The sequence below is a fragment of the Herminiimonas sp. genome, assembly GCF_030645555.1.
Taxonomy (GTDB): domain Bacteria; phylum Pseudomonadota; class Gammaproteobacteria; order Burkholderiales; family Burkholderiaceae_D; genus Oxalicibacterium.
This window is the reverse complement of the sequence record NZ_JAUSME010000109.1, coordinates 1-10,882: the sequence shown is the minus strand read 5'-3', so window position 1 is coordinate 10,882 and position 10,882 is coordinate 1. Positions and strand designations below refer to the sequence as shown.

The following is a 10,882-nucleotide window of genomic DNA, read 5'->3' as shown; positions in this document are numbered from 1 at the left end:
GAAGCCGGAAAAAGGAAAGAACTCGGAAATCGGCATGTATTACGACGATGGAAAATCCGATTTCAGCCTTGTCTATTATCACAATCAGATCACGGACCTGCTGGTCAGCAAATCGCCATGCCCGAACCCGGCGCTCGGTAGCAGTTGCATGGATAACGTCAGTGATGCGCTGCTGAAAGGTGTTTCCCTGGGTGCCGCCACAAAAGTGGCAGACTTCCGCTTGTATGGAAGCCTGGATTGGCAGGATCCGCGCGACAAGAAGAGCGATATGCTGATTGAGCGTCGCTCCCGCTATCATGGCACTGTGGGCGCAAGCCATGTGTATGGCTTGTTCAAGTCCGGCGTTGATATTGTTTTCTCCGGCTATCGCTATGATGCAGCCAATCAAACCAAGCGTTTGGGTGGTTACGCACTGTTAAATCTGCATGCCAGCTATGATTTGAATAACGATTGGCAATTGTTCGGTCGCTGGAATAATGTCCTGGATAAGAAATATGAGCTTGCACAAACGTATCAGACCGCAGGCTCCAATGTTTTTGCCGGCGTGCGTTACGGCTTTAAATAAGCATTTGTAAAATAGCGTTTGTTAGATCGTCGCGCATGCTGCTGGATAGTCATCCGGCATTGCATGCGCGAATTCATGAGGAAGTCGGAATGTTTTTTTGGTTATGAGTGCCGGCACGCTGGGAATCGCAGGTGCCACTGCACTGCAGGGACGCACGCGCGCATGGACCATATTGTCGACGCTGACTTTGCTCGCATTGCTGAGTATCCTGATCGCTTGCGTGACTGGTTCGGTCGCGCTGTCGCTGCCGGATATCGCCGCTGCGGTGTATGAACTGGTGCATGGAACAACATCGACGATGGCGGCGACGCTGGTTGAATTGCGTCTGAGCCGCGCCTTGTCGGCATTTGTCACCGGCGCCACGCTCGCGCTGGCCGGCGTCATGATGCAAGCCTTGCTGCGCAATCCGTTGGCCGATCCGTATGTGCTTGGCGTATCGGGCGGGGCCGCCGTTGGTGCGCTGGCGGCGATGTTGCTGTGCACGCTGACCTGGATGATCGATGTGGCGGCGTTCGGCGGTGCGATAGCTGTGTCCGTCATGTTGTATCTGCTGGCGCGACGCGACTTGCGCGGCGCCGCCGGTGCTGACGGCAGTGCGCCGCTGCTGTTGCTGACCGGCGTGATACTGGCTTCGGGCTGCGGTGCGCTGGTGACCTTGATGCTGTCGGTGGCGCCGGATAACCGTTTGCGCGGCATGGTGTTCTGGTTGATAGGCGATCTGTCGGGCACGCAATTCCGCCTGCTGCCATGGATCGTGTTGGCTGGTGCATTGGCATTCTCGACCCGCGCAGCGCGTGCGATCAATGTGATTGCCTTGCATGCGGAAGCAGCGTCCACGCTGGGCATCAATGTAGGCAAGTTACGCAGTGGATTATTTTTATGTGCGGCATTGCTGACGGCGAGTGCAGTCAGCAATGCCGGCAGCATAGGTTTTGTCGGCTTGATCGTGCCACATGCCTGCCGTTTTGTTTTGGGGCCGGACCATCGCCTGCTGTTGCCTGCGGCGACGCTGGTAGGCGGCGCCTTTCTGGTGCTGGCCGATACGCTGGCGCGTAGCATCGTCGCGCCGCAGCAGTTACCGGTAGGCGTGATCACCGCGATGATAGGTGTGCCTGTGTTCCTGTTGCAGTTGCATCAGTTGAGGAAGCGCTGATGAAGACCGATGATTTGCAATTGCGCATAGCCGACCGCTTGCTGGTCGATGGCTTGAACTGGCAAGTCGGGCCGGGCGAATGCTGGTGCGTGATAGGCCGCAACGGTGCCGGCAAGAGTACCTTGTTGCGCACCCTGGTTGGTTTGCGTGAAGCCGACGGCGGCCGTGTGGAATTGCAGGGACGCGCCATCAGCGACTGGCCCCTGCAGGACCTGGCACGCGAGCGTGCATTCCTGCCGCAGGGCAGGAGCGATGCCTTCGGTTACCGCGTGATAGAAACCGTATTGACTGCACGTCATCCGTATCATGAGTCGGCGTACTGGGAATCGGATGCCGACCATGCGGCCGCACATGTCGCGTTGCAGATGATGGATGTCGATACGCTGGCCGAGCGCGATGTGCGTTCGCTCTCGGGTGGTGAGCGGCAACGGGTGGCGATCGCCGCCGTGCTGGCGCAGGACACGCCCTTGCTGTTGCTGGACGAGCCGACCAGCGCGCTCGATCTGGCGCATCAGGTGAGCGTGATGAATTTGCTGGCCCGGCTGTGCCGCGAACAGAAAAAATCGGTCGTCATGGTCAGCCATGATTTGAACCTGGCGCACAGCGTGGCCACCCACGCCTTGCTGTTGATGGGCGACGGCCGCTGGCATGCCGGCACCGTCGATGACGTGATGCAGGCGCCGCTGTTGAGTGCCTGCCTCGGCCATCCTATCGAAATCGTCAAGCACGGCAAACGGACTATTTATCTGGCAGTAGAGGAAGAACATGAGTGAAAATCTGGATGGCGCAGGCAAGAATGCCGATGGCCTTAACGAACGGCACAATGAGCGCATGGCGCGCAAGAAGGAAGTCGTCGACAAGAAAATTGAAAATGCGAAGCGCAATGCCGGCGTATTTCTGGTGACTTGTGGCAATGGCAAGGGCAAGAGTTCCAGCGCCTTTGGCATGGCTGCACGTGCGCTCGGCCACGGGATGAAAGTCGGCGTGGTGCAATTTATCAAGGGGGCGATTGTGACTGGCGAAGAAAATTTCTTCCGACGCTTTCCGGATGAAATCAGTTTCCATGTGATGGGCGAAGGCTATACATGGGAAACGCAAAATCGCGAACGCGATGTCGCCAATGCAGAAATCGCCTGGCAGCGCGCCAGGGAATTGCTGAGTGACCCGGCGGTAGGCCTGGTGGTGCTGGATGAGCTCAATATCGCATTGAAATACAAATACCTCGATGTGCAGCGCGTGATCGCCGATCTGCAGGCGCGTCCGCCCATGCAGCACGTGGTCGTGACCGGTCGCGGCGCGCCGCCTGAATTGATAGCCGCAGCCGATACCGTGACCGAGATGCAGCTCGTCAAGCATGCGTTTGCTGCAGGCATTGCGGCACAGCCGGGAGTTGAGTGGTGATGAAGTTATTTATTTCATGCATGCTGCGCTCGGTTGCATCCGGACGGGCGTCATGAGTAGCGCACGCATCGTTCTCATTTCCGCAATCGCGTCGGGCCAGGGCAAGACCACGGTCACCGCGGCGCTGGCGCGCAAGCTGTTGCGCCAGGGTTTGCGCGTGCGCGTCTTCAAGACCGGTCCCGATTATCTTGATCCGATGATCTTGCAGCGCGCCAGCGGCGCAGAAGTCTATGCGCTCGACCTGTGGATGGTCGGCCTCGATGAGTGCCGCAGATTGCTGGCGCAAGCCGCTGCGGAAGTCGATGTGATCCTGATTGAAGGCGTGATGGGTTTGTATGATGGCGATCCGTCGTCGGCCGATCTGGCGCGCGCATTCGGCGTGCCGGTAGTGGTGGTGCTGGATGCCGGGAAAATGGCGCAGACGGTCGGCGCCGTGGTGCTCGGTTTGCAGCAGTACGGCCCGGTGGATCTGGCCGGCGTGATTGTCAATCGCGTGGCCAGCACCTCGCATGCAAAAATGATCACGCAGGGTGTACGTGGCGTGCCGATACTGGCGACGCTGTCCAAGCAGCAGGCCGCGCTGCCGGAGCGTCATCTCGGGCTGGTGCAGCCGGACGAGATCGCCGAGATAGAACAAGTGCTGGATCAGCTGGCAGACCAGCTCGAACTTGATATGTCGGCCTGGGATGCGATTGCGCCGGTGGCGATGGATACTGCCCTTGCTGCAGCGGCCACGCCGCAACTGCTGGCAGGAAAAAACATCGCGATCGCGCGCGATGCGGCATTTGCATTTGTCTATCAAGCCAATCTGGAATGCCTGCGTGCAGCGGGCGCCAGCCTGCAATTCTTTTCACCGCTGAATGACGAAGCGGTTCCGGAAAATGCGGATGCCGTCTATATTCCCGGCGGCTATCCTGAGCTGCATTGTTCCACGCTGTCAGCGGCACAGCGCTGGCAGGATTCGATGCGCGCAGCGTATGAAAGCGACATGCCGATACTTGCCGAATGCGGCGGGATGATGGTGATGGCCGACAGCCTGACCGATGCGCAAGGAACCAAGTGGCCGATGGTCGGCCTGCTGCCGGGCGAAGTGAGCATGCAGGGCAAGCTGGCAGGACTCGGCATGCAGGCGCTGACCACTGCAGATGGCGAATTGCGCGGCCACGCCTTCCATTATTCTGTCTTGTCGACACCGGCCGAACCGGTGGCGCAGACTGTCAAGCGCTTGAATGGCGCGCACGGCGAAGCCGTGTACCGGCAGCGTGCGCTGACGGCGACGTATTTCCATGCCTACTTTTCATCCTGTCCGGCTGCGATGGCGCGTATTTTCCTGGCCGGTGAATTGTCATGACGCGCACCCTGGTGATAGGCGGTGCGCGCTCCGGCAAGAGTGCGCATGCTGAAACACTGGCGCTGGCATCGGGCCGGCAGCTGATCTATATCGCCACCGCGCAAGCCGGCGATGCGGAAATGCAGGCGCGCATCGCACACCATCGCGAGCGCCGCGATAGCCGCTGGACGACAGTGGAAGAAACGATGGCGCTGGGCGCCGCGATAGAAAAATACAGCCGGCCGGATACCCTGGTGCTGGTCGATTGCCTGACGATATGGCTATCCAATCTCTTGTTTGCGGAACGCACGGAATTTCCCGCCGTCGGCACCATCACGCCACCCGCCTGTTTCGATCAAGAGCGCGCAGCCTTGCTGCAGGCGCTCGAGCATGCAAAAGGTGAGCTGATACTGGTCACGAATGAAGTCGGGCAGGGCGTGATTCCGCAAGGCGCCGTATCGCGCTGGTTCGTCGATGAAGCAGGACGATTGAATCAGGCGGTGGCCGCGCGTTGCGAGCGTGCCGTGCTGGTCGTGGCCGGCCTGCCGCTGGTGTTGAAGGGCTGAGATGCTGACAGGTCTGTCATTTGCTGCAATCGCGATACTGGCGCTGACAGGCGTCGGTCTGGACATGCGCCTGGGTGAAGCGACGCGCTGGCATCCGCTGGTCGGTTTCGGCAATCTGGCGTCGCGTCTGGAGAAAAAACTCAACACCGGCGAGCGGCGCCTGGCACGCGGCAGCCTGGCCTGGGGGCTGGTCGTATTGCCTTTCGTGCTGCTGGCGTGGGGCCTGACTTTTTTGCTGGCGCAGTTCGATGCGCTCATCGCGATGGGCGTGCATGCGCTGTTGCTGTATTTCAGCCTGGGCTTGCGCAGCCTGCGCGACCATACGCAGCCGATAGCGCAGGCGCTGATCGATGGCGATATACCGCAAGCGCGGCTGTGGACTGCGCGCATCGTCAGCCGCGATACGACGCAACTGGAAGAATCCGAGCTGGCCAAGGCCGGCGTCGAATCGCTGCTGGAAAACGGTAACGATGCGGTATTCGGCACGCTGTTCTGGTTCGTCATTGCAGGCGGCCCTGGCGTTGTGCTGTTCCGTCTGGCGAACACGCTGGATGCGATGTGGGGTTACCGCACGCCGCGCTTCGATGACTTCGGTTGTGCGGCGGCGCGCATCGATGACGTGCTGAACTACATCCCGGCACGGCTGACCGCATTGTCGTATGCCTTGCTCGGCAATACGCGCCTCGCCTGGCAGTGCTGGCGTGCGCAGGCAGCGGCCTGGTCCAGTCCGAATGCGGGGCCGGTGATGTCGGCCGGCGCCGGCGCGCTGAACATTACGCTGGGCGGTGCCGCCATCTATGAAGGCGAAGTGGAACAGCGTCCGTCGCTGGGTGCAGGACCGCGCGCAACAGGCAAGGACATCGCACGCGCCTGGCGGCTGGTTGCATCGACGACTGTCCTGTGGCTGGCGCTGCTATGCATTGTGGGAGTGCTGGATGCTTGAACACGGCGGCAACCTCAATGATGCAGTCCGGCTGTATGCACGGCCGCGGGCAGACTGGCTGGATCTGTCTACCGGCATCAATCCGCAACCTTACCCGACTCCGGCAATAGCGCCTGATGCCTGGCATCGCCTGCCGGAACCGAGCACCGCATTGATCGAGGCTGCGCAAGGCTATTACGGTGCGCCGCACATGCTGCCGGTGGCCGGCACGCAGGCGGCGATACAAGGCTTGCCGCGCCTGCGTGCGCAAACACATGGACCAGCGCGGGTGCTGGTTTCCGCGCCTTCGTATGCAGAGCATGGCCATCAGTGGAAACAGGCTGGACATGCAGTGCGTGAGGTGGCATATGCGCAGCTGGAAGCCGAGATCGATGATTGCGATGTGATGGTGGTGTGCAATCCGAACAACCCTACCGGCGAAGTGATTGCCGCGGACATCCTGCTGCGCTGGTCTGCAAAGCTGGCAGCACGCGGCGGCTGGCTGATAGTCGATGAAGCGTTTGGCGATACCACGCCGGAACTGAGCGTGGCGGCAGCCAGCGCGCAATCCGGTTTGATCGTCTTGCGCTCGGTCGGCAAGTTTTTCGGGCTGGCCGGTCTGCGACTGGGTTTCGTTGCGGCGCATCCAGCCTTGCTGCAGCAGCTTGCAGACTGGCTGGGGCCGTGGGCAGTCAGCGGTCCGGCGCAACAGGCAGGCATTGCAGCATTATCGGATCGCAGATGGCAGCGTGCGATGCGGCAGCAGTTGCATGACAGCGGCGCGCGTTTGCAGCAATTGCTGGCAGCGCATGGCATTACAGCCAGCGGCACCGCACTGTACCAATACTGGCCAGAAGCATGCGCGACTGAGTTTGCAGCATACATGGCGCAACACGGAATCTGGATCAGGCTTTTTTCGCATGGCGTGCGCATCGGCCTGCCGCCGGATGAAAGCGGCTGGCAGCGACTGCAACAGGCGCTGCTTGCATGGACTATTTCACAGGAAATCGAATGAACTCTTTCTTCATGCCAGCCATCGTGCTGGGTGCGGCCTTGATTGCCGGATCGGCCACTGCTGCCATCAGTGTCAAGGACGATGGCGGCAATACGGTGACGCTGGCGCAACCGGCGCAGCGCATCATCTCGCTGGCGCCGCATGCGACCGAGCTGATTTTTGCTGCCGGCGGTGGCGAACGCATAGTCGGCACTGTCGGCTACAGCGATTATCCGGCGGCCGCGCTGCAGATTCCGCGCGTCGGCAGTCACCAGCAGATAGACGTGGAACGCATCATCGCGCTCAAACCTGATTTGCTGGTGGTTTGGCTGCATGGCAATTCTGAACGCCAGCTAGAGCACGTGCGCAAACTGGGCATCCCTTTCTTTTTCAGCGAACCCAAAAAGCTGGCTGACATTCCCGGCAGCGTAGAGCGACTCGGCATCCTGATGGGTACCGAACAGCAGGCCAACAAGACCGCTGCGGCAGAACGCAAGGAACTGGCGCGTCTGGCGGCGCAATACCGCAACCGGCCCACGGTGCGCATGTTTTACCAGGTGTGGGGCAAGCCGCTGTACACGCTCAACGGCGGCAACATCCTGAGCGATGTGATGCGCCTGTGCGGCGGTGAAAATGTATTTGCCCACTTGCCGGTTTCCGCGCCCACAGTGACGACGGAAGCGGTGCTGCTGGAAAACCCGGAAGTGATGATGACCGGCGACCGTCAGGCAGAAAAATCCGCTGGCCTTGAAATCTGGAAGTCATACAAAAACATGCTGGCCGTTAAAAACGACAATCTGTTTTCGGTGAATGCAGACCTGGTCAATCGTGCCGGGCCGCGCCTGATAGATGGTGCCGCCATGATGTGCGAAAAGCTGGAACTGGCGCGCAGCCGCCGTACTGCAAAAGCACTGGTTCAACCGTGAATTATGCAGCCGTGAAATTTCCTTTCCCTACATTGATGGTGCAAGGCACCACTTCGGATGCCGGCAAAACCACGCTGGTGGCGGCGCTGTGCCGCTTGCTGGCGCAGCAAGGTGTGAAAGTCGTGCCCTTCAAGCCGCAGAACATGGCCTTGAACAGCGCCGTCACAAGCGACGGTGGCGAGATCGGTCGCGCCCAGGCTTTGCAGGCAATCGCGGCCGGCCTGCAGCCGCACACCGACATGAATCCGATTTTGCTCAAGCCATCGAGCGACACCGGCGCGCAAGTCATCATTCACGGCAAGGCGCGCAGCGACATGAATGCACGCGATTATCATGCGTACAAGCCGCTTGCGATGCAGGCGGTGCTGGAGTCTTACCACAGGCTGGCGGCGCAATATGAAACAGTGCTGGTCGAAGGCGCCGGCAGTCCGGCTGAAGTGAATTTGCGCGCGCGTGATATCGCCAACATGGGCTTTGCCGAAGCTGTCGATTGTCCCGTCATTCTGGTGGCCGATATAGACCGGGGCGGCGTCTTCGCACACATCATAGGCACGCTGGCTTGCCTGTCCGAGAGCGAGCGCAAGCGCACGATAGGTTTTGTCATCAACCGTTTCCGCGGCGATATCAGCCTGCTGGAGCCGGGCGTGAAATGGCTGGAGCAGCAAACCGGCAAACCGGTGCTGGCAGTGCTGCCATACCTGCATGGCCTGTTCCTCGATGCCGAAGATGCAGTCGAACATACGCAGGCTGCACGCGGTGCCTTCCGCGTCGTGGTGCCGGTAACGCCGCGCATCAGCAACCATACCGACTTCGATGCCTTGCGCGCACATCCGGATGTCGACCTGCAATTGATAGGGCCGGGCCAGCCGATACCGCCGGCCGACCTGATCATCCTGCCCGGCAGCAAAAATACCCGCGGCGATCTGGAGTGGCTGATCGCCAACGGCTGGCGCGATGCCTTGCTCCACCATGCGCGCTATGGCGGCAAGATTATGGGCATTTGCGGCGGTTATCAAATGCTGGGCCTTGCCGTAGCCGATCCGCATGGCGTGGAAGGCGTGCCTGGCGTATCGCAAGGATTGGGTTTGCTGGATATTGCGACCGAACTGACGCAGGAAAAGCGCCTGGAGCAGGTCAGTGGGCAATGTGCATTTTCCGATGCCGGCGTCAGCGGCTATGAAATCCACATGGGTATTTCAGAAGGCAGCGCGCGCAGCCAGCCGGCATTCATCATCGCCGGCCGGCCGGAAGGTGCGCGTTCTGCCGATGATCAAGTACTCGGCACTTATCTGCATGGCTTGTTCGATACGCCGGCGGCTTGTTCAGCCCTGCTGCGCTGGACCGGCCTCGATAGCGATATATCTGTCGATACGGCGCGCCTGCGCGAGGAAAGCCTGGACAGGATAGCCGAGGCGGCACGTCCCTTGCTGGATGCGCTGTGCGCCTTGCCTGCGCGTCAGGATTGAGTCGATGGCCGGTTTGTCGCCGGAACATGCGCGCTTGATGCCGTCTTATTGTTTTGCCAAGGCGGCGTGATATTCTTGTTTTAAAATCAGCGCAAGGTTAGGGTACAGACTGATTTTCACGAGCAGCGCGCCTATAACAACGCTACAGGGAGAATTCCATGCCAGTCATCGTTATCGCCAATCCTAAGGGCGGCGTAGGGAAGAGTACGTTTGCCACCAATCTTGCCGGCTATTTTGCTGCGGAGGGACACAAGGTCATGCTGGGCGATGTCGATGTCCAGCAATCGTCGCGCTCCTGGCTGGCATTGCGCCCTGCATCCCTGCCGGCGATACAGGCGTGGGAAATCGAGGACGGTCATGTCGTCAAGCCGCCCAAGGGAACCACGCACATCGTGCTCGATACGCCAGCCGGTTTCAGCGGCAAGCGCTTCGACAAGGTAATGCAGATTGCCGACAAGGTGATCGTGCCCTTGCAGCCATCGATTTTCGATATTCTGGCAACGCAGGAGTTTCTGCAGAAGCTGAAGCAAGCCAAGGGAAAATTCGATCTCGGTGTGCTCGGCATGCGGGTCAATGGGCGCACGCGCGCAGCCGATCAACTGACGCAATATGTGCATGGACTCGGCATACCGGTACTGGGTTTTTTGCGCGATACGCAGAACTATGTCCAGCTCGCGGCAAATGGCGCGACGCTGTGGGATATTGCCCCTTCGCGCGTAGAAAAAGATCTCGAGCAATGGCAAGACTTGCTGAAGTGGGTCGAGAAAAAATGATTTCACCCGAATACGCGCAGCTATTGGCGCGTTATAACCGCTGGATGAACGACAAGGTTTATGCCGCCAGTGCACAGTTAAGCGATGCAGAGCGCAAGGCCGACCGCGGCGCGTTTTTCAAATCGATACATTCAACGCTGAATCATCTGGTGTGGGGTGATCAGATGTGGCTGGGCCGTTTTACCCGGGGCACTGCGCTGGAACGAGCCATGCCGAGCGTGCCGGCTGGCGTCGACATGTATCCGGATTGGGCGGCATTGCAGATGGCGCGCCAGGCACTGGATGCAGAACTGGATGCATGGGCCGGCAGTCTGGATGCAGCCTGGCTGGCACATGATTTCAGCTGGTACAGCGGCTTGAGCAAAGCCACGCGCAGCAAACCGGCATGGCTGCTGGTCACGCACATGTACAACCATCAGACGCATCATCGCGGCCAGGTGACAACCTTGCTGGCGCAGCAAAAGATCGATCTCGGCCCGACGGATTTAATGATGATGCCGCATCAAGAACCGTCATCATCTTCAGCGTAATTTGCCTGAACCCGTGCACTTCGCGCGCCACCATCTTTAACATTTCCGCCTTGCGCTGTCATCAAGCCGTAACGCTGCATCCGTACATTCGTGACTATTCCTCCTTGAGAAAGAGTCATCATGACTGTGCATGCGCTACCTGCTACGCAAGAATCGCAAAGGAAAGAGCAACGTTATATTTTTCGCCGTCGAGGCTTGATGACAACTGATGAGGCGACTCTGCAGATTCGTACTGTCGATGTATCGATGCAAAGTC

12 protein-coding genes are annotated in these 10,882 nt (G+C 59.6%); all 12 read left to right on the top strand.

Going from position 1 to position 10,882, the window contains the following annotated elements:
• Nucleotides 1-565 (top strand): TonB-dependent receptor domain-containing protein (locus Q7T06_RS04480; RefSeq protein WP_304780887.1); only part of this gene is annotated, 565 nt, incomplete at its 5' end.
• 103 nt (nt 566-668) lie between these two features.
• Nucleotides 669-1,718 (top strand): iron ABC transporter permease, encoded by a 1,050-nt coding sequence (locus Q7T06_RS04475; RefSeq protein ID WP_304780884.1) that lies wholly within the window; start codon nt 669-671, stop codon nt 1,716-1,718.
• Nucleotides 1,718-2,491, top strand: a complete 774-nt coding sequence (locus Q7T06_RS04470) for an ABC transporter ATP-binding protein (protein WP_304780881.1) — start codon at nt 1,718-1,720, stop codon at nt 2,489-2,491. Before Q7T06_RS04475 ends, Q7T06_RS04470 begins: the two co-directional genes overlap by 1 nt.
• Nucleotides 2,484-3,119: a cob(I)yrinic acid a,c-diamide adenosyltransferase gene (cobO, locus tag Q7T06_RS04465; RefSeq protein WP_304780878.1), complete on the top strand. Its 636-nt coding sequence runs from the start codon at nt 2,484-2,486 to the stop codon at nt 3,117-3,119. The genes Q7T06_RS04470 and cobO overlap by 8 nt, the downstream gene beginning before the upstream one ends.
• 52 nt (nt 3,120-3,171) lie before the next feature.
• Entirely contained in the window at nt 3,172-4,470 is a 1,299-nt protein-coding gene (locus Q7T06_RS04460) for a cobyrinate a,c-diamide synthase (RefSeq protein WP_304780875.1), read from the top strand.
• Nucleotides 4,467-5,015, top strand: coding sequence for a bifunctional adenosylcobinamide kinase/adenosylcobinamide-phosphate guanylyltransferase (gene cobU / locus Q7T06_RS04455; protein ID WP_304780872.1), 549 nt, complete (start codon nt 4,467-4,469; stop codon nt 5,013-5,015). The genes Q7T06_RS04460 and cobU overlap by 4 nt, the downstream gene beginning before the upstream one ends.
• Before the next feature lies 1 nt (nt 5,016).
• Nucleotides 5,017-5,958: an adenosylcobinamide-phosphate synthase CbiB gene (cbiB, locus tag Q7T06_RS04450; protein ID WP_304780870.1), complete on the top strand. Its 942-nt coding sequence runs from the start codon at nt 5,017-5,019 to the stop codon at nt 5,956-5,958.
• Nucleotides 5,951-6,952: a threonine-phosphate decarboxylase CobD gene (gene cobD / locus Q7T06_RS04445; protein ID WP_304780866.1), complete on the top strand. Its 1,002-nt coding sequence runs from the start codon at nt 5,951-5,953 to the stop codon at nt 6,950-6,952. Before cbiB ends, cobD begins: the two co-directional genes overlap by 8 nt.
• Complete coding sequence (locus Q7T06_RS04440; protein ID WP_304780863.1) at nt 6,949-7,857, top strand: cobalamin-binding protein; 909 nt, start codon at nt 6,949-6,951, stop codon at nt 7,855-7,857. Before cobD ends, Q7T06_RS04440 begins: the two co-directional genes overlap by 4 nt.
• Before the next feature lie 35 nt (nt 7,858-7,892).
• Nucleotides 7,893-9,323, top strand: coding sequence for a cobyric acid synthase (locus tag Q7T06_RS04435; RefSeq protein ID WP_304780891.1), 1,431 nt, complete (start codon nt 7,893-7,895; stop codon nt 9,321-9,323).
• Between the two features lie 158 nt (nt 9,324-9,481).
• Nucleotides 9,482-10,096 carry a ParA family protein gene (locus tag Q7T06_RS04430; RefSeq protein ID WP_304780861.1) on the top strand — a complete coding sequence of 205 codons (615 nt, stop codon included), beginning with the start codon at nt 9,482-9,484 and terminating at the stop codon, nt 10,094-10,096.
• On the top strand, nt 10,093-10,626 hold the full coding sequence (locus Q7T06_RS04425) for a DinB family protein (RefSeq protein WP_304780858.1): 534 nt from the start codon (nt 10,093-10,095) through the stop codon (nt 10,624-10,626). The genes Q7T06_RS04430 and Q7T06_RS04425 overlap by 4 nt, the downstream gene beginning before the upstream one ends.
• The last annotated feature ends 256 nt before the right edge of the window (nt 10,627-10,882 follow it).

Bases quoted from the DNA above. Each gene is read 5' to 3' on its own strand.
- Q7T06_RS04475 (WP_304780884.1), top strand. From the start codon at position 669: ATGAGTGCCGGCACGCTGGGAATCGCAGGTGCCACTGCACTGCAGGGA.
- Q7T06_RS04470 (WP_304780881.1), top strand. From the start codon at position 1,718: ATGAAGACCGATGATTTGCAATTGCGCATAGCCGACCGCTTGCTGGTC.
- cobO (WP_304780878.1), top strand. From the start codon at position 2,484: ATGAGTGAAAATCTGGATGGCGCAGGCAAGAATGCCGATGGCCTTAAC.
- Q7T06_RS04460 (WP_304780875.1), top strand. From the start codon at position 3,172: ATGAGTAGCGCACGCATCGTTCTCATTTCCGCAATCGCGTCGGGCCAG.
- cobU (WP_304780872.1), top strand. From the start codon at position 4,467: ATGACGCGCACCCTGGTGATAGGCGGTGCGCGCTCCGGCAAGAGTGCG.
- cbiB (WP_304780870.1), top strand. From the start codon at position 5,017: ATGCTGACAGGTCTGTCATTTGCTGCAATCGCGATACTGGCGCTGACA.
- cobD (WP_304780866.1), top strand. From the start codon at position 5,951: ATGCTTGAACACGGCGGCAACCTCAATGATGCAGTCCGGCTGTATGCA.
- Q7T06_RS04440 (WP_304780863.1), top strand. From the start codon at position 6,949: ATGAACTCTTTCTTCATGCCAGCCATCGTGCTGGGTGCGGCCTTGATT.
- Q7T06_RS04435 (WP_304780891.1), top strand. From the start codon at position 7,893: ATGGTGCAAGGCACCACTTCGGATGCCGGCAAAACCACGCTGGTGGCG.
- Q7T06_RS04430 (WP_304780861.1), top strand. From the start codon at position 9,482: ATGCCAGTCATCGTTATCGCCAATCCTAAGGGCGGCGTAGGGAAGAGT.
- Q7T06_RS04425 (WP_304780858.1), top strand. From the start codon at position 10,093: ATGATTTCACCCGAATACGCGCAGCTATTGGCGCGTTATAACCGCTGG.